This is a genomic window from Streptomyces sp. NPDC079020, assembly GCF_044542225.1.
Taxonomy (GTDB): domain Bacteria; phylum Actinomycetota; class Actinomycetes; order Streptomycetales; family Streptomycetaceae; genus Streptomyces.
Genome location: NZ_JBITUB010000019.1, coordinates 13,283 through 37,702 on the forward strand (window position 1 = coordinate 13,283; position 24,420 = coordinate 37,702).

General features: G+C 73.5%; 3 protein-coding genes. All 3 read left to right on the forward strand.

Annotation, left to right across the window (positions count from 1 at the left end; translation table 11 throughout):
• The first annotated feature begins 35 nt into the window (after positions 1-35).
• From ACIGJO_RS30540 to ACIGJO_RS30550, 3 genes are read left to right on the forward strand one after another with little or no spacing between them, the layout of a single operon-like run.
• Complete coding sequence (locus ACIGJO_RS30540) at positions 36-7,739, forward strand: amino acid adenylation domain-containing protein (RefSeq protein ID WP_399963681.1); 7,704 nt, start codon at positions 36-38, stop codon at positions 7,737-7,739.
• On the forward strand, positions 7,736-15,526 hold the full coding sequence (locus tag ACIGJO_RS30545; RefSeq protein WP_399963683.1) for an amino acid adenylation domain-containing protein: 7,791 nt from the start codon (positions 7,736-7,738) through the stop codon (positions 15,524-15,526). The genes ACIGJO_RS30540 and ACIGJO_RS30545 overlap by 4 nt, the downstream gene beginning before the upstream one ends.
• The gene (locus ACIGJO_RS30550; RefSeq protein ID WP_399963685.1) at positions 15,523-24,372 is read left to right on the forward strand and encodes an amino acid adenylation domain-containing protein; all 8,850 of its coding nucleotides are present in this window, start codon (positions 15,523-15,525) and stop codon (positions 24,370-24,372) included. Before ACIGJO_RS30545 ends, ACIGJO_RS30550 begins: the two co-directional genes overlap by 4 nt.
• The last annotated feature ends 48 nt before the right edge of the window (positions 24,373-24,420 follow it).

A 24,420-nucleotide genomic window follows, 5' to 3' on the forward strand; every position in this document is an offset into this window, starting at 1 on the left:
CCCCGGCCGGCCCGGCCCGAAGAAACAGAGGACAGATGTCTGACTCGTCAGCCACGGTTCTGCCGCTGACCGCCGGCCAGGCCGGAATCTGGTACGCGCAGAGCCTGAGCGGTCCGAACGCGACGTTCAACGCGGCTCTCTACCTGGACATGGCGGGAGCCGTCGATGCCCCGCTGTTCACCGCCGCCATGCGGCAGATCGTCATCGAGACCGAGGCCGTCCGGGCCCGCTTCGCCGACGACGGCTCCGGCCCGGTGCAGGTGATCGAGCCGGTCACCGACTGGTCGGCGCAGCCCGTGCACGTCCTGGACTTCACGGCCGAGGAGCGCCCGGAGGAGAAGGCCGACGCCTGGATGTGGGCGGACGCGGGCGCCCCGGTGGAGGTGGTCGGCGGCACGCTGTACCGCTTCGCGCTCATCAAGGTCGCCGAGGACCGCTTCCGCTTCTACTACCGCTACCACCACCTGCTGATGGACAGCTTCGGCGCGAGTCTCATCGCCTCCCGGCTGGCCGAGGTCTACACCCGTCTGGTCGCGGGGGAGGACACCGCCGAAGGCGCGTTCCCGCCGCTGCGCGAGCTGATCGAGGACGAGCGGGCCTACCGGGGATCCGAGGAGTTCACCTCCGACCGGGACTTCTGGACCGGGGAGTTCGCGGACAGGCCGGTCGCCGTGAGCCTCGGCGACCGCCCCACGGCGCTGCCGGCCGACCTGGTGCGCGGGACCCGTCATGTCACGGCCGAGGTGGGCAACCAGGTCCGCGACGTCGCCCGCGCCGGCCGTGTCGGCTGGCCGGCCGCCATGCTGGCGGCCGTCGCCGCGTACACCAGCCGGATCACCGGCAACAGCGATGTGGTGATCGCCCTCTCCGTCGCCGCCCGTACGACGGCCGCGGGGCGCACCGTGCCCGGCATGGTGTCCAACGTGGTCGGGGTGCGGCTGACCGTGCGCCCCGACATGACGGCCGCGGAGCTCGTCCGGCACGCGCATCAGCGCATGCGGGCCGTCTCGCGGCACAAGCGCTACCGCTACGAGGACCTGCGGCGCGACCTCAGGCTCCTCGGCTCCGACGGCCGGCTGCTCGGACCCCGGCTCAATCTGCACGTCGTCGCTCCGGCGCTGCGCTTCGCGGATCTGCCGACGACCCTGCACCCGCTGATGGCCGGGCACGACGACGACTTCTCGCTGATCGTCGTCGGCCGGACGGACGGTGGCTTCCAGCTGGACGTCTCGGCGAACCCGGACGTCTACAGCACCGACGCGGTGCGGCAGCACCACCGGCTGATCATCCGGCTGCTCGGCGAGCTGGCCGCGCACCCGGACCGTCCGATCGGCGCCCTGGACGTCGTGGAGCCCGCGACACTGGACCGGCTGGTCGGCGAGTGGGGCGGCGCCGGCCGCACCCCGGCCGCGGCCACGGACGCCACCCTGCCCGAGCGGTTCGCCGTCGCGGCCGCCGCGTACCCGGACCGCACGGCGGTGGTCTGCCCCGACGGCTCCGGCAGCCCGGGGCTGACCTACCGCGAACTGGACGCGCGCTCCAGCCGGCTGGCCCGTCTGCTGATCTCCCGGGGCGTCCGCCGCGGGCAGCTCGTCGCGCTGGCGATGCCGCGCTCGGTGGACATGGCGGTGGCGCTGCTGGCGACGCTGAAGGCGGGCGCCGCGTATCTGCCGATCGACCCCGAGTACCCCGCGGACCGGGTGGCGTACATGCTGGGCGACGCCGCCCCCGCCGCGGTGGTCACCGCGCGGCGCGACTCCTTCGCCCGGCTGGATGTGCGGACACCGGAGATCGGGCTGGACCGCCCGGAGACGGCGGCCGAGCTCGACGCCCTCGCGGACACCCCGGTGCGCGACGACGAGCGCGGCGGTCCCGTCCTGCCCGACCAGGCGGCGTACGTCATCTACACCTCCGGATCGACCGGCAGGCCCAAGGGGGTCGTGGTCGCCCACCGGAACGTGATCCGGCTCTTCGGGACGACCGCGGGCTGGACCGGCTTCGGGCCGGACGACGTGTGGTCGCTCTTCCACTCCTACGCGTTCGACTTCTCGGTGTGGGAGATCTGGGGCGCCCTGCTGCACGGCGGGAAGCTCGTGGTGGTGCCGTTCGCGGTGAGCCGTTCGCCGGAGGAGTTCCTGCGGCTGCTCGTGCGGGAGCGGGTGACCGTCCTCAACCAGACGCCCTCGGCGTTCCACCAGCTGGTCCAGGCGGACCGGGACGACCCGGAGACCGGACAGGCGCTCAGTCTGCGGCTGGTCGTGTTCGGCGGTGCGCCGCTGGAGTTCGGCAGGCTGGCCGAGTGGTACGGGCGGCACGCCGAGGACGCGCCGCGACTGGTCAACATGTACGGCATCACCGAGACCACGGTGCACACCACGGCGCTGACGCTGGAGGCGGCCGACGCGTCGGCCGGCGCCGGCAGCATGATCGGCCTGGGCCTCGGCGATCTGCGCCTCTATGTGCTGGACACCGCGCTGCGCCCGGTCCCGCCCGGTACGGCCGGGGAGATGTACGTCGGCGGACCCGGGGTGGCCGACGGCTATCTGGGCCGGCCCGGTCTGAGCTGCTCCCGGTTCGTCGCTGACCCCTTCGGCCCGGCGGGGCAGCGCATGTACCGCTCCGGTGACCTGGCCCGCTGGGCCGTGGACGGCAGCGCCAGCCTGGAGTACCTGGGGCGCGCGGACCAGCAGGTCAAGATCCGCGGCTTCCGGATCGAACCGGGCGAGATCGAGGCCGCCGTGCTGCGGCACCCCGATGTCCGGCAGGCGGCGGTCGTCGTCCGCGAGGACACCCCCGACGACCAGCGGCTGGTGGCCTATGTCGTGGGCGGCCGGACCGTCCTGGACACCACGGACCTGCGCAAGCACGCGGCCGCCGCCCTGCCCGAGCACATGGTGCCGAGCTGGTTCGTGCAGCTGGACGCGCTGCCCCTGACAGGGAACGGCAAGCTCGACACCCGGGCGCTGCCCGCCCCGGACCTCACGGGCAGTCTCGGCGGACGGCCGCCCCGTACCCCCGAGGAAGAGATCTTCTGCGGTCTCTTCGCGGAGATCCTGGGCGTGCCCTCGGTCTCGATGGACGACAACTTCTTCGACCTGGGCGGGCATTCGCTGCTGGCGACACGGCTGGTCAGCCGGGTGCGCGCGGCGTTCGGCGTCGAACTCGCCATCCGTACCGTGTTCGAGGCGCCCACCCCGGCGGCGCTGATCGGCTGGCTCGCCGGCAACGGTGACATGCCCGAGGCCCGCCGGCCGCTCACCCCGAGGGACAAGCCGGAGGAGATCCCGCTCTCCTTCGCCCAGCTGCGGCTGTGGTTCATCGACAAGATCGACGGCGGCTCCGGCACCTACAACATCCCGCTGGTGATCCGGCTGAACGGTTCCCTGGACCGTGCGGCGCTCCAGGCCGCGATCGGTGACGTGGTCGCCCGCCACGAGAGCCTGCGCACCGTCTTCCCCGACCGTGACGGCACCCCGCGCCAGCACATCCTGTCCGCCGCGGAGGCGACACCGGTCATGGGCGTCACCGAGATCGCCCCCGGCGACCTGGCCGGGGCGATGACGGCGCGTGCCGCCATCGGCTTCGACCTGGCCACCGAGGCGCCCGTCCGCGCGCACCTGTTCGTCATGCCGGAGCGGGAACACGCGCTGCTCATGCCGGTGCACCACATCGCCGGCGACGGCTGGTCCCTGGTGCCGCTCACCCGCGACCTCCAGACCGCCTACACCGCCCGCTGCCGGGGCGAGCTCCCCGAGTGGGAGCCGCTGCCGGTGAGTTACGCGGACTACACCCTGTGGCAGCGCGAGATCCTGGGCGACGAGGACACCCCGGGCTCCGCGATCGCGGGCCAGCTCGCCTTCTGGAAGCGGTACCTGCGGGGGCTGCCCGAGGAGGTAACCCTGCCCACCGACCGGCCCCGGCCGGCCGTCGCGTCCTACCGCGGGGAGACGCTGCGCTTCGATCTCCCGGCCGAACTGCACCAGCGGCTGACCCGGTGCTCGCGCGAGCACGACGTGAGCCCGTTCATGGTGGTGCAGACCGCGCTGGCCGCGCTGCTGAGCAAGCTCGGCGCGGGTGCGGACATCCCGCTCGGCATCTCGATCGCGGGGCGGACCGACGAGGCGCTCGACCATCTGGTCGGCTTCCTGGTCAACACCCTGGTGATGCGTACCGACCTCACCGGTGACCCCACCTTCGCCGATCTGCTGGGCAGGGCCCGCGCCGACGGTCTGGCCGCCTTCGCCAACCAGGACCTGCCCTTCGAACGGCTGGTGGAGGCCGTCAACCCGGAGCGCTCGGCCGGCCGGCACCCGCTCATCCAGATCGGCCTCGGCTTCCAGAACAACCGGACCCCGGCCCTGGACCTGCCCGGTCTCGACGCGTGGATCGAGCCCGCCGTCACCCACACCGCCAAGCTGGACCTGCTCTTCGACTTCCGCGAGGTGCCGGCCGAGGGCGACATCCCGGCCTACACGACCTGCGCCGTCGAGTACGCGACCGACCTGTACGACCGGGAGACCGTCGAACTGCTCATCAGCAGGCTGACGCGACTGCTGGACCAGGCGACCGGAGCGCCCCAATCCCGCCTCGGCGAGCTGGAGGTGCTGGACGCCCAGGAGCGCGAGCGGATCCTGGTCACCTGGAACGACACCGCGTGCGAGGTCCCCTCCGGCACGCTGGCCGGACTCTTCGCCGCCCAGGTGCTGCGCACCCCCGGCGCCCTCGCGGTGGTGGCCGGTGAGCAGGAGCTGCGGTACGCCGAACTGGGCGAGCGGGTCAACCGGCTGGCCCGGCACCTGATCTCGCTCGGCATCGGCGCCGAGGACCGGGTCATGCTGGTCATGCCGAAGTCGCTGGACCTCCTCGTGGCGCAGCTCGCCGTGGTCACGGCGGGCGCCGCGTTCGTACCGGTGGACCCCGGCTACCCGCGCGAGCGGGTCGCCTTCATGGCCCGGGACTCCGCGCCCGCGCTGCTGCTGACCACCCGCGCGGTGGCGGACCTGGCCGCCGAGGTCGTGCCGGACGTGCCGGTGACCGTGCTCGACGATCCGGGGACGGCCGCCGTGGTCGCGGCCCGGCCCGCGGCCCCGCCCGCCGACGCGGACCGCCGGGTGCCCGCCGTTCCCGGCCACGCCGCCTACGTCATCTACACTTCCGGCTCGACCGGGGTGCCCAAGGGCGTCGTGGTGACGCACCGGGGCATCGGCAACCTGGCCGCCGCGCAGGGCGAGCGGTTCGCGGTCCGGCCGGACAGCCGGGTGATCCAGTACGCGGCGCCGAGCTTCGACGCCGCGGTGTCCGAGACCTGCATCGCGCTGCTCACCGGTGCCACGCTGGTGCTCCCGGTGGACCGGGGTCTGCTGCTCGGCGACGAGCTGGCCCGGTTCCTGACCGCCCGGCGGATCACCCACGCCACGATCCCGCCGATCGCGCTGACCGGCCTGGACCCGGCCGCCGTACCGGCGGACATGGTCCTGACGGTCGCCGGTGAGGCGTGCTCGGCGGAACTGGCCGGGATCTGGTCGGCCGGCCGTCGCATGATCAACGCGTACGGCCCCACCGAGACGACGGTCTGCGCCACCATGAGCGAGCCGCTGGCCGGGGCGCTCGCCCCGCCGATCGGCACCCCGATCAGCAACGCGCGGGTGTACGTGCTGGACGCGAAGCTCAGCCCGGTCCCGCCCGGTGTCCTCGGCGAGCTGTACGTGTCCGGGGTCAACCTGGCACGCGGCTACCTCGGGCGCCCGGGACTCACCTCGGAGCGCTTCGTCGCCGCGCCGTTCGGCGCGGCCGGGGAGCGGATGTACCGCACCGGCGATGTGGTGCGCCGACGTGCCGACGGGACGCTGGAGTTCGTCGGCCGGGCCGACGACCAGGTGAAACTGCGCGGCTTCCGGGTGGAGCTGGGCGAGATCACCGGAGTGCTGACCGATCAGCCGCAGGTGGAGTCGGCCGCCGTCGTGGTCCGGGAGGACCGGCCCGGCGAGCGCAGGCTGGTCGGCTATGTGGTGCCCGCCGGACAGGGGGACGGCGCCCGTGACACCGGCCTGGAGACCGACCAGGTCGACAAGTGGCAGGTCATCAACGACGAGGTGTACAGCGCGTCGGACCGGCAGGACGGACCGGCGCTGGGTGAGAACTTCAGCGGCTGGCACAGCAGTTACGACGGTTCGGAGCTGCCGGAGGCTCAGATGCGGGCCTGGCGTGCCGCGACCGTCGACCGGATTCTGGAGCTGCGGCCGCGCCGGGTGCTGGAGATCGGCGTCGGCGCCGGGCTGATCATGGCCCCGGTCGCGCCCCATGTGGATCTCTACTGGGGCACCGACCTGTCCGGCGAGGTGATCGCCACCCTGCGGCGGCAGACCGGGCAGGATCCGGTCCTGGCGGAGCGCACCCGGTTCACCGCCGCCGCGGCCCATGCGCTGGACGAACTGCCGGCGGGGACCTTCGACACCGTGGTGATCAACTCGGTGGCGCAGTACTTCCCGGGCGTGGACTACCTGACCGAGGTCATCGAGAAGGCCTTCTCCCTGCTCGGCGACACCGGCGCGGTCTTCCTCGGCGACATCCGTGACCTGCGGCTGCTGCGCCGCATGCGGACGGCCGTCCATCTGCTGGCCCACCCCGGGGACGGCGCCGACGCCACCCGGCACGCGGTGGACCGCGCCGTCGAGCGCGAGACCGAACTCCTCGTCGATCCGGGCCTGTTCGACACGCTCGGCGCCGTGCTGGACGGCTTCGGCGGCGCGGACATCCGGATCAAGCGCGGGGAGTACGCCAACGAGCTCAGCCGCTACCGCTACGACGTGGTGCTGCACAAGCGGCCGGCCGCCCCGGTCTCCCTGGCGGCGGCACCTTCCCTCGCCTGGGAGCGGACCGGCGGCCTGGACGGGCTGGCCGCCCGGCTGCGCGAGGAGAAGCCGGCCGCCCTGCGGGTGACCGGCATCCCCAACGGCCGGCTCGGCGCGGACCTGGCCCTGGCGGCCGGGACCGGGGGACCCGCGACGGCGGACGTCGACGTCACGGCCCTGCACGAGGTGGGCTCGCCCCACGGCTACCGGGCGCTGATCACCTGGACGCCCGGGGCCGACGACGGCCGGCTGGACGCCGTGTTCGTACCGGAGCCCGGTGCGGACGGTGCGGGGACGGACGGTGCCGCGAGCGCGGCGGTGCCCGCCTACCGGGACCTGTACCTCCCGGGCGAGGCGCCGCGGCGGTACGCGAACGACCCGCTCGTGGGCCGCAGGAGCGGCGCCCTGGTCGCCGAGCTGCGCGGCGCGCTGGCCGAGCGGCTGCCCGACCACATGGTGCCCGCCGCGCTGGTCCTGCTGGACGCCCTGCCCGTCACCCTGAACGGCAAGCTCGACCACCGGGCCCTGCCCGCTCCCGAGGCGACGGCGCCCGCCTCGGACGCGGCACCCGTCACCCCCCAGGAGAAGACGGTCGCCCGGCTCTTCGCCGAGGTGCTCGGGCTTCCCCGGGCCGGTGTGGACGACGACTTCTTCCGCCAGGGCGGCGACAGCATCGTGTCGATCCAACTCGTCAGCCGGGCCCGCGCCGAGGGGCTCCGGTTCACCCCGCAGGACGTGTTCGCCCACCGCACCGTGCGGGCCCTCGCCGCGATCGCCGTGCCGGAGGCCGGCGGGCCGGACCCGGTGGCGGGCGGCGAATGGGACATGGACCTGGTCTCGCAGGACGAACTCGATCAGTTCGAGTCGAAATGGAGCATCTCGGAATGAGCACGAAGGACAACGCGTCGCTGGAAGCCGTACTGCCGCTCACCCCACTCCAGGAGGGCCTCCTCTTTCACGCGCAGTACGACGACCGGTCGGGTCCGGACGTCTATGTCATGCAGCTCGGCATGGACATCGACGGCCCGCTCGACGTGCCGGCCCTGCGCTCCGCGGCGGGCGCCCTGCTGGAGCGGCACGGAAACCTGCGCGCCGGGTTCCGGCACGAGGGCCCGCGTGCGCTCCAGTTCATCCCGAAGGCCGTCGAACTGCCCTGGCACGAGCACGACCTGACCGGGATGCCCGAGCAGGAGCGGGAGGCGGAGCTGCGCGGGATCACCGAACGCGACCGCGCGGCCCGCTTCGACCTGCGCACTCCGCCGCTGCTGCGGTTCACCGTGGTCCGGGTCGCGGACGGCAGGCACCGGCTGCTGGTGACCAACCACCACATCCTGCTGGACGGCTGGTCGGCACCGGTCCTGGTGCGCGAGCTGTTCGAGCTGTACGCGACGGGCGGCGACGCCTCCGCGCTGCCCCCGGTGACTCCCTACCGCTACCACCTGGCCTGGCTCGCCCGGCAGGACCGCGAAGCCGCCGCCGGTGCCTGGCGCCGGGCCCTGGACGGTCTGGAGGAGCCGACGCTGCTGGCCGCGATGTCCGACGACCGTTCCACGTCGGTGCTGCCCAGCAGGGTCGGCCGCCTCCTCCCGCCGGAAACGACACGGCGGCTGACCGAGCGGGCCCGCGAGCACGGCGTCACCCTCAACACCGTGGTGCAGGCCGCGTGGGGGCTGGTGCTGAGCAGGCTCACCGACCGCCGGGACGTCACCTTCGGGATGACGCTGGCCGGGCGTTCGCCGGAGATCCCCGGTGTGCACACCATGGTCGGGCTCTTCCTCAACACCGTGCCCGTACGGGTCCGGATCAGGCGCGAGGAATCGCTCCTCGCGCTCTGCGGACGGCTCCAGGACGAGCAGCAGACGCTGATGGCCCATCAGCACCTCGGACTGGCGGACATCCAGCGGGCGGCCGGGCACGGCGACCTGTTCGACACCCTCACCGTGCTGGAGAACTTCCCGGTCGACCCGGCGGCGCTGTCCCTGCCCGGCGGGCTGTCGGTCGCCGATTTCTTCTCCACGGACGGCGCGCACTACCCGCTCGCCCTCATGGTCATCCCCGGCTCCTCGCTCGAACTGCGCTTCACCTACCGGTCCGACGCCTTCGGCGAGAGCGAGATCGAGGGCTTCGCCGAGCGGCTGACGGCCGTGCTCACGTCCTTCGCCGACGACCCGTCCGTGCGGACCGGGGCGATCGAACTGCTGGCCGCCGAGGAGCGGTCGCGGCTGCTCGACGGCTGGAACCCGGCCCCCGCCCCCGTACCGGCCCGCACGGTCCCCGAGCTGCTCGCGCTGCGCACCGCCGAGGCCCCGGACCGCCAGGCGGTGCTCTGCGGCGGCCTCTCGCTGACGTACGCGGAGCTGACCGCCCGGGTGGAGGAGATCGCCGCCTGGCTGCTGGAGCGCGGGGTGCGCCCCGAGGAGCCCGTCGGCATCGCCATGGACCGCTCCGCCGACTTCGTGCTCGCCGTGCTCGGTGTGCTGCGGGCCGGTGCGGTGTACGTGCCCATCGACCACCGCTGGCCGCGCTCCCGGCGCGAGGACGTGCTGAGCGACAGCGGTACCGCACTGGTCCTGGAGCAGGGGGACCTGCCCGCGAGCCACCCGGTCCCCGAGGGCGGTGTGCCGATGCCGCCGGGCGCCGAGCGGATCGCCTACGTCATGTACACCTCCGGCTCGACGGGCCGGCCGAAGGGCGTCGCCGTCACCCACCGGGGCATCGGTGACCTGGTCGCCGACAGCCGGTTCGCGGGCGGCGCGCAGGAGCGGGTGCTGATGCACTCGGCCCACGCGTTCGACGCGTCGACGTACGAGATGTGGACCCCGCTGCTGAACGGCGGCACCCTGGTCATCGGCCCGCCCGGCGAGCTGGACATGGCCACCCTCGCCAGGACCATCACCGAGGGCCGCGTCACCGCCGCGCTGTTCACCACCGGCCTGTTCCGGCTGATCGCCGCCGAGGCACCGGAGACCTTCCGGCCGCTGCGCGAGGTGTGGGCGGGCGGTGAGGCGGTGCCCGCCGCGTCGGTGCGCCAGGTCCTGGAGGCCTGCCCCGGCATCACGGTCGTGGACGCGTACGGGCCGACCGAGGTCACCGTCATCGCCGCCGCGCACCCGCTGACCGCCGGTGTGCCCGTGCCGGACCCGGTGCCGATCGGCCGCCCCTTCGACGGCAAGCAGGTGTACGTCCTCGACGGCGACCTGCGGCTGTGTCCGGTGGGGGTGCCCGGTGAGCTGTACGTGTCCGGAGCGGGGCTGGCCCGTGGCTACCTGGGACGGGCGGCGCTGACGTCGGAGCGGTTCGTGGCGAACCCGTTCGGTGAGCCGGGTTCGCGGCTGTACCGGACCGGTGATGTGGTGCGGTGGCGGCCGGACGGGGAGCTGGAGTTCGTGGGCCGCCGGGACTCGCAGGTGAAGCTGCGCGGCTTCCGGATCGAGCTCGGCGAGATCGAGTCCGTGCTCGCCGGTCATGACGCGGTCGGCCAGAGCGCCGTGCTCGTCCGCGAGGACCGGCCCGGGGTACGCCAGCTCGTGGGCTACGCCGTACCGGCCGCGGGCGCCGCGCTCGACCCGGACGAGCTGCGCGCCTGGGCCGCCGAGCGGCTCCCGGAGTACATGGTGCCGCGGCCGGTCGTCGTCCTGGACGCCCTGCCGCTGACCACCAACGGGAAGCTCGACACGAAGGCCCTGCCCGCTCCCGCGTACACGGCGCAGGACGCCAGGGGACCGCGCAGCCCGCACGAGGAGCTGCTGTGCGGCCTGTTCGAGGAAGTGCTCGGGCTGCCCTCCGTGTCGGTCGACGACAACTTCTTCGAACTCGGCGGCCATTCGCTGCTCGCCACCCGGCTCGTCAGCCGGGTGCGCTCGGTCCTCGGCGTCGAACTCTCCATCCGGCGGGTCTTCGAGGAACCGACCGTGGCCCGGCTGGCCCTCCGGCTCACCGACACCGCCTCCCCGGCCCGGATCCCGCTGCGCCCGGCCGTCCGGCCGGAGCGGGTGCCGCTGTCGTTCGCCCAGCGCAGGCTGTGGTTCCTCAACCGGATGGAGGGGCCGAGCGCCACCTACAACATCCCCTTCGCCGTCCGGCTCTCCGGCGAACTGGACGTCCCGGCGCTGACCGCCGCCTTCGGCGACCTGCTGGAACGGCACGAGTCGCTGCGCACCGTGTTCCCGGACACCGACGGCGAGCCGTGGCAGCGCGTCGTCCCGGCCGGGTCGGCGACGGTGGACATCGAGGTCTCGGACGTACCGGGTGCCGGGCTGCACGCCGCGCTGGACGCGGCCGGTTCGGCCGGCTTCGACCTCGCCCGCGACCTGCCGGTACGGGCCTGGATCTTCCGGACCGCGCCGGACGAGCACGTGCTGTGCGTCGTGGTGCACCACATCGCCGGGGACGGCTGGTCGCAGGCGCCGCTGGCCCGCGACCTCGGCGAGGCCTACCGGGCCCGGCTGGAGGGCGCGGCACCGCGATGGCAGCCGCTGCCGGTGAGTTACGCGGACTACACGCTGTGGCAGCAGCGGCTGCTGGGCGACGAGGCGGACGGCAGCAGCCTGGCCGCCGCGCAGCGGGCCTACTGGGCCGAACAGCTCGCCGGTTCCCCGCGGGAGCTCGAACTCCCGGCGGACCGGCCGCGCCCGCCGGTGGCCACCCACCGGGGCGCCGTCGTGCCGGTGACCATCGACGCCGGACTCGCCGCGGGCCTGCGGAAGCTCGCCGCGGCCACCGACACCACACCGTTCATGGTCTTCCAGGCGGCTCTCGCCGCGCTGCTGTCCCGCCTCGGCGCCGGGACGGACATCCCCATCGGTACGCCGGTCGCGGGCCGGACGGACACCGCGACCGACGACCTCATCGGGTTCTTCGTCAACACCCTGGTGCTGCGCACCGACGTGTCCGGCGACCCGCGCTTCGTCGACCTGCTGCGCCGGGCCCGCCGGACCGCCCTGGACGCCTACGCGCACCAGGACCTCCCCTTCGAGCGGCTGGTCGACCTCGTCGGCGCCGACCGCTCGCTGTCGCACAACCCGCTGTTCCAGGTGCTGCTCGCGTATCAGAACAACACCTCCGGGGAACTGGAGCTGCCCGGACTGCGGGTCGGGGTCCAGGAGATGCTGCTGCCGGTCGCCAAGGTGGACCTGGAGCTCAGCCTGGCCGAGGACGCCGCGTCGGGCGGGATCTCCGGCATCCTGAACTACAGCACCGACACGTTCGACCGCGGGAGCGCGGAGCGCATCGCCGGTCACCTGCTCGCGCTGCTGCGCGCCGTCGTCGCGGACCCGGCCCGGCCGGTACGCCTGCTGGAGATCCTGACGCCGGACGAGCGCGCGGACCTGCTCGTCGGCCGGAACGACACCGGGCGGCCGGTGCCCGCCGGGACCGTTCCGGACCTCTTCGCCCGCCGGGCCGCCGCCGTGCCCGCCCGGCCCGCGGTGGTCTCGGGCGGCGTCACCGTCGACTACGCCGCACTGGCCGGCCGCGCCAACCGGCTCGCCCGGCTGCTGATCGAGCGCGGTGTCGGCCCGGAGGACCGGGTCGCGCTGGTCCTGCCCCGGTCGGCCGAACTCACCACCGCGCTGCTGGCCGTGATGATCAGCGGCGGGGCCTACGTCCCGGTCGACCCGAACCATCCGGCCGACCGGATCGCCTACATGCTCCGCGACAGTTCCCCCACGGTCGTGATCACCGTCGGGCCGCTGGCCGGCCGGCTGCCGGAGCAGGTCACCGGACCGCTCGTGCTGGACAGCCCCGAGGTCCTCGCGGCACTCGGGCAGCGGTCCGGGGCCGCGGTCACCGACGCGGACCGGCGTACGCCGCTGTCCTGCGACAACCCGGCGTACGTGATCTACACCTCCGGTTCCACCGGGCAGCCCAAGGGCGTCTCGGTCACCCACCGGGGGCTGGGCAGCCTCGCGGCGTGGCACGCCGAGCGGCTCGGGGTGAACGAGGAGAGCAGGGTGGGGCAGTTCGCCGCCCCCAGCTTCGACGCGGCCGCCTGGGAAACGGTCATGGCCCTGCTCAACGGCGCCGCGCTGGTCCTCGCACCGGCCGACGGTCCGGTGCTGGGCACCGACCTCACCGGCTTCCTGACCGAGGAGCGGATCACTCATGCCACCCTCACCCCGACGGCGCTGTCCGGGGCTGAGCCCGAGGCCGCGCCCGCCGGGCTGACCCTGGTGACCGCCGGTGAGGCGTGCCCGCGCGAGCTGGCCGCCCGCTGGTCGCCCGGCCGGCGGGTGATCAACGCCTACGGGCCCACGGAGACCACCGTCTGCGCCACGGCGAGCGACCCGGTGGACGGCACCGTCACCCCGCCGATCGGCGGGCCGATCGCCAACACCCGGGTCTACGTCCTGGACACCGCGCTGAACCTGTGTCCGGTGGGGGTGCCCGGTGAGCTGTACGTGTCCGGAGCGGGGCTGGCCCGTGGCTATCCGGGGCGGGCGGCGCTGACGTCGGAGCGGTTCGTGGCGAACCCGTTCGGTGAGCCGGGTTCGCGGCTGTACCGGACCGGTGATGTGGTGCGGTGGCGGCCGGGCGGGGAGCTGGAGTTCGTGGGCCGCCGGGACTCGCAGGTGAAGCTGCGCGGCTTCCGGATCGAGCTCGGCGAGATCGAGTCCGTGCTCGCGGGCTGTACCGGGGTGGACAGCGCGGCGGTCGTCGTACGGGAGGACCGGCCCGGTGTCCGGCAGCTCGTCGGCTATGTGGTGCCCGACGCCGGCACCAACACCGGCACCGGCCCGGACGCCGCCGCCGTACGCGCCTGGGCGGCCGGGCGGCTGCCGGAGTACATGGTCCCGCAGGCGGTCGTCGTGGTGGACGGACTGCCCCTGACGGTGAACGGCAAGCTGGACCACGCGGCCCTGCCCGTACCCGGGTTCACCGCCTCCGGCGACGGCGCCGTCGAGCCGGCCACGGACGCCGAGAAGGTGCTCGCCGAGGCCTTCGGATCGGTGCTCGCGCTGTCCGAGGTGGGCGCCGGGGACAACTTCTTCGAGCTGGGCGGCGACAGCATCGTCTCCATCAAGCTGGTCGGCGAGGTGCGCAAGGGCGGGCTGGTCATCACTCCCCGCGACGTGTTCGAGCACAAGACGGTCGCCGGACTCGCGGCGGTCGCCCGCCCCGTGGCCGAACTGCCCCCGCAGGACCCCGACGCCGGGATCGGCGAGGTGCCGCTCACCCCGATGACGCACTGGCTGCGCGAGAACGGCGGCCCGATCGGGCGGTTCCACCAGTCGGTGCTGCTCCGGGTGCCCGCCCGGGTCACGCTGGATTCCCTGACCACCGCGTTCGGGACCGTCCTCGACCACCACGACGCGCTGCGGCTGCGGCTGACGGTCGGTGGCGGTCAGTGGTCCTACGAGGTCCTGCCGCGCGGCGCGGTGGATCCGGCCGACCGCGTGAGCAGGGTCGACATCACCGGCGCGGACCGGGACAAGGTCCGCACCGTCATCGCCGAGGAGGCGGAGCGGGCCGTGTCGCGCCTGGCCCCGGAGGACGGCGCGATGGTCCGGGCCGTGTGGTTCGACGCCGGACCGGACGAGGCGGGCCGGCTGCTGGTCCTGGGCCATCACCTGGCCGTCGACGGGGTGTCCTGGCGGATCCTCGTCCCCGACCTCGCGGAGGCGTGGCAGGCGGCCTCGGTGTCCGCGGCGGCCGCGCCGCAGCCGGTCGGCACCTCGTGGCGGCGGTGGGCGCAGTGGCTCACCGAACTCGCCGCCGAGCCCGCCCGCGCCGCCCAGGTCGCCTGGTGGTCCGACCAGCTCGCCGGCGAGGACGTACCGGTGACGGCCGAGCCCCGCGACGCGGCCCTGGACACCATGGGCACCCAGGACGCGCTGGTGCTGACGCTGCCGGAGACCGTCACCGGACCGCTTCTGACGCGGGTGCCCGCCGCCACGCGCGGCGGTGTCGAGGATGTGCTCCTGACGGCGTTCGCGCTCGCGGTGGCCGACTGGCGGCGGCGGCGCGGACTGGGGGCCGGCACCGAGGTGCTGGTCGACGTCGAGCGCCACGGCCGGCAGATCCCCGCCGGGGCCGACCTCGACATCTCCCGCACGGTCGGCTGGTTCACCAGCCTCGCGCCCGTGCGGCTGGACCTCGGACCGGTGTCGTGGGGCCGAGTCCTCACCGATCCCGCCGCCCTGCACAAGGCCGTCGGCCGGGTCAGGGAGACGCTGCGGCAGATGCCCGACGAGGGCATCGGCTACGGCGTGCTGCGCCACCTCAACCCGCGTACCCGCGAGGAGCTGGCCCCGCTCGGCTCCCCGCAGTTCGGCTTCAACTACCTGGGCCGGGCGGCGGTCGCCGCGGACGCGCCGGACGACGGGCGGGGCGGGTCCGGAGCCGAGGACTGGACCATGTCCGCCGACGCCGAGGTGCTCCGGCAGCTCGGCGGCGACCCGGACATGCCGGCCCCGCACGCGCTGTCGCTGAACGTCCTGGTCCAGGACGACGTGGACGGCCCCCGGCTGGTCGCCAACTGGACCTGGCCGCGGCGCCTGCTGGGCCACGACGACGTACGCGCGCTGGCCGAGGGCTGGTTCCGCGCGCTCACCGCCCTCGCGGAGCACGCGGGCGACGGGGACCCGGCCGCTCTCGCGCCGGCGGACCTGTCACTGATCGACCTCGGACTCGACGATCTCGGGGTACTGGAAGCTGAGTGGAGGAAGACCCGGTGACCCGCAAGGATCTTTTTGAGGACATCCTGCCGCTCGCACCGTTGCAGGAGGGCATGTTCTTCCACGCGACGTACGACGAGGACGCGCTGGACGTCTACACCGTCCGGCTGGCCGTCGACTTCGAGGGCCCGTTCGACCTGGACGTCTTCCGCGACGCGGTGACGGCCCTGCTGGTCCGCCGGAACACGCTGCGGGCCGGGTTCCTGTCGGAGAACCTGAGCCGCCCGGTGCAGGTGGTGCCGCGCGAGTTCGTCACGCCGGTCGCGGTGCACGACCTGTCCGCGCTGGCCGAGGACGAGCGGCGCACCCGGCTGGCCGAGCTGGCCGAGGCCGAGGAGGCCGTGCGCTTCGACCTGTCCGACCCGCCGCTGCTGCGGTTCACGGTGGTACGCCTGGCCGCGCGTTCCTGGCGGCTGATGTTCAACTGCCATCACATCCTGCTGGACGGCTGGTCCATGCCGCTCGTCCTCGGTGAGCTCTTCGAGCTGTACCGGCGCGGCGGCGACGCGACGGGTCTGCCGCCCGCGCCCCCGTTCAAGCTGTACCTCGCCTGGCTGCGCAAGCAGGACAAGCAGGCGGGACTGGAGCAGTGGCGGGCCGCCCTCGACGGCCTCGCGGGCCCCACCCTGGTGGCCCCGGCGGCCGACGACACCGTCTCCCTGCTGCCCGGCCGTCTCACCGTCGATCTGCCGGCGGAACGGAGCGCGGCGCTGACCGCCCTGGCCCGCAGGCTCGGGATCACCGTCAACACCATGGTGCAGGTCGCCTGGGGTCTCCAGCTGGCCCGGCTCACCGGCAGCGACGACATCGTGTTCGGCGCGACCGTCTCCGGCCGTCCGCCGGAGATCGAGGGCGTCGAGAGCATCGTCGGGCTGTTCATCAACACCGTGCCGGTACGCATCCGGCTGGACGCGGCCGAGTCGCTGCGGGCCCTGCTGCTGCGCGTCCAGGACGAGCAGTCGGCCCTGCTCGACCACCATTACATCGGGCTGACGGAGATCCAGCGGGCCGCGGGCCACGGCGAACTGTTCGACAGCCTGGTGGCCTTCGAGAGCTATCCGGTGGACGCGGACAGCATGCGCGGGTCGCTGGGCGACCTCACGATCACCGGGACCTCCGGGTCCGATGCCACGCACTACCCGCTGACGCTCATCGCGGTCCCCGGGGACCGCCTCCAGCTCCGTCTGGGCCATCGCAGCGGCCTGTTCACGGAGGACACCGTCGCCGGGCTGCTGGGCAATCTGGAGACGCTGCTGGGAGCCATCGCGCAGGACGGCACCCGGCCGGTCTCCGACGTGCTGGAGTCGGTCGTACCGCCCGCCGGCTGGGAGGCGCCCCGCCACGCCCCGCGTGCGGGCGAGGCCGCCTCGGTGTCCGACCTGAGCGCCGCCCCCGCCGGGGGCCGGGCGCCGCGGACCCCGCACGAGGAGATGCTGTGCGGGCTGTTCGCCGAGGTCCTGGGCACCCCGACGGTGTCGATCGACGACAACTTCTTCGACCTGGGCGGCCATTCACTGCTGGCCACCCGGCTGGTGAGCCGGATCAGGAGCGTCTTCGAGATCGAGCTGCCGGTACGCGCCCTCTTCGACGCGCAGACGGTGGTGGCGTTGGCGGAGCGGGTGGTGGGGTCCGCGGCGGGCGGTCGTGCGCCGTTGGTGCCGATGGTGCGTCCGGTGCGGGTTCCGTTGTCGTTCGCGCAGCGGCGGCTGTGGTTCCTGAACCGGATGGAGGGGCCGAGCGGGACGTACAACATTCCGCTGGGTGTGCGGCTGTCGGGTGCGCTGGACGTGGACGCCCTGCGGGCGGCGCTGGTGGATGTGGTGGGGCGGCACGAGTCCTTGCGGACGGTGTTCCCCGACGAGGGCGGCGAGCCGTGGCAGGAAGTGGTCCCCGCCGGTGACGCGGTGGTGCCGTTCGAGCTGGTGAAGGTGGCGGCCGACGAGCTGGATCCGGCCCTGGCCTCGGCGGCGTCCTGCGGCTTCGACCTGTCGGCGGAACTCCCGTTGCGCGTGTGGCTGTTCCGGGTCGCGGACGATGAGCATGTGCTGTGTGTGGTGGTGCATCACATCGCGGGTGACGGCTGGTCGCAGGCGCCGCTGGCGCGTGACCTGGCGGTCGCCTACCGGGCCCGTGCGGCGGGTGACGCGCCGGGGTGGGAGCCGCTGCCGGTGAGTTACGCGGACTACGCGCTCTGGCAGCGCGAGGTCATGGGCGACGAGAACGACGAGGACTCGGCGATCTCGGGTCAGCTGACCTACTGGCGCGGCGTACTGGACGGAATCCCCGACGAGTTGACCCTTCCGGTGGACCGGGCGCGTCCGGCGGTGTCGAGCTACCGCGGCGGTCTGGTGTCGGTGGAGCTGGGCGCCCGGCTGCACCGGGAACTGGTGGGGCTGGCGCGGTCGTCGCGGTCGAGTCTGTTCATGGTGTTGCAGGCGGGTGTGTCGGGGCTGTTGTCGCGGTTGGGCGGCGGTTCGGACATTCCGTTGGGGACGGCCATCGCGGGTCGTACGGACGCGGCGCTGGACGAGCTGGTGGGGTTCTTCGTCAATACGCTGGTGCTGCGGGCGGATGTGTCCGGGGACCCGGGGCTCGGTGAGCTCGTGGAGCGGGTGCGGGTGGCGGATCTGGCGGCGTACGCGCATCAGGATCTGCCGTTCGAGCAGTTGGTGCACGCGTTGCAGCCTTCGCGGTCGATGGCCCGGCATCCGTTGTTCCAGGTGATGATCGTGCTCCAGAACAACGCGGTCGCCACGCTCGACCTGCCCGGTCTGGAGGCACGCCCCGTCGACAGTGCGGGCGGTGCGGCCAAGTTCGACCTCGGCTTCAACTTCGTCGAGCGCACCGGTCCGGACGGCGCCCCGGCCGGTATCGACGTCACGGTGGAGTACAGCGCCGATCTCTTCGACGAGAGCACGGTGGCGGACCTGGGCCGACGCCTGGTGCGGATGCTGTCCCTGGGTGCCGCCGATCCGGCGATGCCCATCAGCCAGCTGGATCTGCTCGAATCGCGCGAATGGCAGCAGCTGCTGACCGGGTGGAACGACACAGCGCGGGAGCTGGAGCCGGAGACCGTCGCCGGGCTGTTCGCCGCCCAGGTGGCGCGGACCCCGGACGCCCCGGCACTGGTGGCCGAGGACGGGCGCCTCAGTTACACCGAACTCGACGAGCGCTCGGCCCGGCTGGCCGCGCTCCTCGTCTCGCGCGGAGTACGCCGGGGCGACACCGTTGCCGTCGCCGTACCCCGCTCCGCCGCACTGACCGTGGCGCACCTCGCGGTGCTGCGGGCGGGTGCGGTGTGTGTGCCCGTCGAGCCGGAACACCCGGCCGCGGTGATTCAGGGCCGCCTGGCCGACGCCGCGCCCGCGGCCGTCATCACCGCACAGGACTTCCGCTCCCTGTTCCCCGAGCCGGATCGTGCGGTCGTCGTGCTCGACGACCCCCGTACCGGGGAGGAGCTGGCCGCGCTGCCGGCCACCGCCGTACTGCCCGGACCGCTGCCGGACTCACCGGCCTATCTGATCCACACCGCGGATCCGGAAGGCAGCCCGCGCGGTGTCCTCCTGCCGCACCGGGGCATCGTGAACCGGCTGCTGTGGATGCGGGACGCCCACGGGATCGGCCCCGGCGACCGCGTGCTGCACCAGGCGCCCGCCGACCTGGACACCGCGGTCCGGGAGCTGCTGGCGCCCCTGGTGCTCGGTGCGGCCCAGGTGGTCGCCCCGCCCGGCAGCCACCGCGACCCGGTCGCCCTGGCCCGGCTGATCCGGCGTGAAGGGGTGACCACCGCCCACTTCGCACCGTCCACGCTCCAGGTGTTCCTCGACGGTCCCGAGGCCGCCGACCTCACCGGACTGCGCCGGGTGCTGTGCGGCGGCGAGCCGCTGCCCGCCGGTCTGCGCGACCGCTTCCGGTCCCGGCTGTCCGGGGTGGACCTGCATGTGCTGCACGGTCCGACGGAGGCGTCGTCCGACGCCACCGCCCGGTCCGGCGCCGACGGCGCCGACGGCGCGTACCCGCAGGCCGGCCGGCCGGTCTGGAACACCCGCGCCCTCGTGCTCGACCACCGTCTCTCCCCGTTGCCGCCGGGCAGCCCCGGGGAGCTCCACATCGGCGGTGTGCAGCTGGCGCACGGCTACCGGGGCCGGGCCGCTCTGACGGCGGAACGGTTCGTCGCCGACCCCTACGGTCCGCCCGGCTCCCGCCTCTTCCGGACCGGTGACCTGGCCAGGATCACCCGCGACGGGACGATCGAGCTGCTGGGCCGTACCGACGAACGGATCGTCGTCGACGGCAGGAGCATCGAACCCGGCGAGAGTGAACGCGTCCTGGCCGGGCACCCCGGCGTCGGTGCCGCGGCCGTGACCGCGCGGACGGGCCCCTCGGGAGCCCTCGTACCGGTGGCCTACGTCACGCCCGCCGACCCGAGGTCCCCCGTGGACATCGCGGCGCTGCGGGCGCGTGCCGCCGCCGCGCTTCCGCACCACGCGGTGCCCGCGCACTATGTGGAGCTCGAAGCGCTCCCGTACACGGCCGGCGGACGGGTCGACCGTGCGGCGCTGCCCGATCCGCGGCACAGCGAGGCACGCGGTCCGCGCGACGACGTCGAGCGGACGCTCTGCGACCTGTTCGGCGAACTGCTCGGTGTGGAGGCGGTGTCGATCGACGACAACTTCTTCGACCTGGGCGGCCATTCACTGCTGGCCACCCGGCTGGTGAGCCGCGTCCGTTCCCTGTTCGGCATCGAGCTTCCCTTCCGGGACATCTTCGACGCGCAGACGGTGGTGGCGTTGGCGGAGCGGGTGGTGGGGTCGTCGGCGGGTGGACGCGCGCCGTTGGTGCCGATGGTGCGTCCGGTGCGGGTTCCGTTGTCGTTCGCGCAGCGGCGGCTGTGGTTCCTGAACCGGATGGAGGGGCCGAGCGGGACGTACAACATTCCGCTGGGTGTGCGGCTGTCGGGTGCGCTGGACGCGGATGCCCTGCGGGCGGCGCTGGTGGATGTGGTGGGGCGGCACGAGTCCTTGCGGACGGTGTTCCCCGACGAGGGCGGCGAGCCGTGGCAGGAGGTGATTCCCGCCGATGACGCGGTGGTGCCCTTCGAGGTGAGGGAGACCGCCGCCGGCGAACTGGACGCGGAGCTGCTCCGGGTCGCCTCGGCCGGCTTCGACCTGTCGGCCGAACTTCCGCTGCGCGTGTGGCTGTTCCGGGTCGCGGACGATGAGCATGTGCTGTGTGTGGTGGTGCATCACATCGCGGGTGACGGCTGGTCGCAGGCGCCGCTGGCGCGGGACCTGGCGGTCGCGTACCGGGCCCGGGTGGCGGGTGACGCGCCGGGGTGGGAGCCGCTGCCGGTGAGTTACGCGGACTACGCGCTCTGGCAGCGCGAGGTCATGGGCGACGAGAGCGACGAGGATTCGGCGATCTCGCAGCAACTCGCCCACTGGCGCAAGGCGCTGAGCGGACTTCCGGACGAGCTGGGCCTTCCGGCGGACCGGGCGCGTCCGGCGGTGTCCAGCTACCGGGGCGGGACGGTGTCGCTGGAGCTCGGTACGGCGCTCCACCGGGACCTCGCCGCTCTGGCGCGGTCGTCGCGGTCGAGTCTGTTCATGGTGTTGCAGGCGGGTGTGTCGGGGCTGTTGTCGCGGTTGGGCGGCGGTTCGGACATTCCGTTGGGGACGGCCATCGCGGGTCGTACGGACGCGGCGCTGGACGAGCTGGTGGGGTTCTTCGTCAATACGCTGGTGCTGCGGGCGGATGTGTCCGGGGACCCGGGGTTCGGTGAGCTCGTGGACCGGGTGCGGGTGGCGGATCTGGCGGCGTACGCGCATCAGGATCTGCCGTTCGAGCAGTTGGTGCACGCGTTGCAGCCTTCGCGGTCGATGGCCCGGCATCCGTTGTTCCAGGTGATGATCGTGCTCCAGAACAACGCGGTCGCCACGCTCGACCTGCCGGGCCTCGTGGCCCGTCCGGTCGACGGCGAGGGCCATGCGGCCAAGTTCGACCTCGGCTTCAACTTCGTCGAGCGCACGGACCTGGACGGCGCCCCGGCCGGAATCGACGTCACGGTCGACTACAGCGCCGACCTCTTCGACGAGAGCACCGTCCAGGACATCGGCCGACGGCTCGTCCGGCTCCTCACCGAGGGCACCACGGACCCGCTGAAGCCGCTCAGCCGGATCGACATCCTCGACCCCGCCGAACGCACGCGGCTGCTGACCGGGTGGAACGACACGGCGCGGGTGCTGGAGTTGCCCGGGGCGACGGCGTCGGCCCCGGAGCCGGAGACCATCGCCGGGCTGTTCGCCGCCCAGGTGGCGCGGACCCCGGACGCCCCGGCACTGGTGGCCGAGGACGGACTGCTCAGTTACGCGGAGCTCGACGAGCGCTCGGCCCGGCTCGCCGCGCTCCTGGTGGCCCGGGGCGTGCGCCGCGGCGACACCGTCGCGGTCGCCGTACCCCGCTCCACCGCACTGACCGTGTCCCTGCTGGCCGCGATCAAGGCGGGCGCGGCCTACCTGCCCGTCGAGCTGGACTACCCGGCCGAGCGGATCGCGTACATGCTGGCCGACGCCGGACCGGCCGTCGTGATCACCACACAGGAAGGCCGGAAGGGCCTTCCCGACGGTGCCGCGACCGCCGGGCAGCTGATCGTGCTCGACGGCCCCGGCACGGGGGAGGAGCTGGCCGCGCTGCCGGCCACCGCCGTACTGCCCGGACCGCTGCCGGACTCACCGGCGTACCTGATCTACACCTCCGGCTCCACCGGCCGCCCCAAGGGCGTCGTCGTACCGCACCGGGGCATCGTGAACCGGCTGCTGTGGATGCAGGACGCCTACCCGATCGGTCCGGACGACCGCGTGCTGCAGAAGACCCCCTCCGGCTTCGACGTCTCGGTCTGGGAGTTCTTCTGGCCGCTGGTCGCCGGTGCGGTACAGGTGGCCGCCAGACCGGGCGGGCACCGTGACGCCGCCTACCTGGCGGAGCTGATCCGGGACGCGGGGGTGACCACCGCGCACTTCGTGCCGTCCATGCTGGAGGTGTTCCTCGCCGGCCCCACCGCCGCCGCCTGCACCGGGCTGCGAACGGTGCTGTGCAGCGGCGAGGCGCTGCCCGCCGGACTGCGTGACCGCTTCCGCTCGGTGCTCCCCGCCGCACTGCACAACCTCTACGGTCCGACCGAGGCGTCCGTGGACGTCACCGCGTGGGACTGCGCTGCCGCGTCGGACGCCGCGGTGGTCCCGATCGGCCGGCCGGTCTGGAACACCAGGACCTATGTGCTGGATGCCGCGCTCGCTCCGGCCCCGGCCGGCAGCGTCGGCGAACTGTACCTGGGCGGTGTGCAGCTGGCGCACGGCTACCGGGGCCGGGCCGCTCTGACGGCGGAACGGTTCGTCGCCGACCCCTACGGTCCGCCCGGCTCCCGCCTCTACCGGACCGGTGACCTGGCCAGGGTCACCCGGACCGGGGTGATCGAGTTCCTCGGCCGTACCGACGACCAGGTGAAGATCCGTGGTCAGCGCGTCGAGCCGGGCGAGATCGAGCACGCGCTCGCGCGCCACGCCCTGGTGGGCAGCGCGATCGTGACCGTGCACACGGCACCCCCGGGCGAGGCCCGGCTCGCCGCGTACGTCACCCCCGCCGACCCGGCGGAACTCCCGGACCCGGCGGAGCTGCGTGATCATCTGGCGACCCTGCTGCCCGGTCATATGGTGCCCGCCCACTACACGGTGATCGACGCCGTGCCGGTCACCCCCAACGGGAAGGTCGACAAGCGGGCGCTGCCCGCACCTCGGCTGCTGGAGCGGGAGCCGGGCCGGGCCCCGCGCGACGGGACCGAGACCGCGCTCTGCGAGATCTTCGCGGAGCTGCTCGGACACGACACGGTCGGCATCGACGACAACTTCTTCGAGCTCGGCGGCCACTCGCTGCTCGCCACCCGGCTCATCAGCCGGGTCCGGGACCGGCTCGGCGCGGAGATGTCGGTGGTGTCCCTCTTCGAGGCGCCCACGGTGGCGGCCCTGGCGGTCCGTCTCGCGCGGGCCGACGGAGCGGGGCCGCTGAGCCGGCTGCTGCCGCTGCGTCCCGGCGGCACCGGAGCACCGGTGTTCTGCGTGCATCCCCTCGGCGGGCTCAGCTGGCCCTACGCCGGACTCGCGGAGCACCTGCCCGCGGAGGTCGGGCTGTACGGCCTCCAGTCGGCCGGGCTGGACGACGACGATCCGCTGCCGGAGTCCGTCGAGGAGATGGCCGCCGACTACGTGGCCCGTATCCGCACCGTGCAGCCGGAGGGCCCCTACCGGCTGCTCGGCTGGTCGCTCGGCGGCCGGGTCGCGCACGCCATGGCCGTACATCTGGAATCCGCCGGGCAGGAGGTCGAACTGCTCGCCGTGCTGGACGCCTATCCGCGTACCGGTGCCGAGCCCGCCGCCTCGTTCTCCGAACGCGACTTCCTCGAAGGCGTCCTCGTGGCGATCGGCATGGAGGTGTCCGAGCTGGACGGCCCGGTGGAGTTCGGCCGGGTGATGGCCGCGATGCGGGCCTCCGGAAGGGAACTGGCCGGGCTGTCGGAGGAGCAGCTGCGCCGCCTCCAGCGGGTGATGGCCAACAGTTTCCGGGTCGAGGCCGGTTCGGTCACCGGCCGCTGCCGGGCCGACGTGCTGATGTTCGCCGCGACGGTCGACCCGGTGGGCGAGCCCGGTGACTGGCTGCCCCATCTCGACGGGGAGCTGGAGGTCCACCACGTGGCCGTCGCCCACAACGACCTGATGCGGCCGCGGCCGCTGGCCGAGATGGGGGCGGTGCTGGCGAAGAGACTGGCCGGCACCACCGGTGAAGACCACTCCTGAAGACCGTGCGCGGCGCCCGTGCGGCGCCCGCCCCACAGCAGAAAGAAG

What these genes read in the sequence shown, in the direction of transcription:
- ACIGJO_RS30545 (WP_399963683.1), top strand. Translation starts at nt 7,736, where the DNA reads ATGAGCACGAAGGACAACGCGTCGCTGGAAGCCGTACTGCCGCTCACC.
- ACIGJO_RS30540 (WP_399963681.1), top strand. Translation starts at nt 36, where the DNA reads ATGTCTGACTCGTCAGCCACGGTTCTGCCGCTGACCGCCGGCCAGGCC.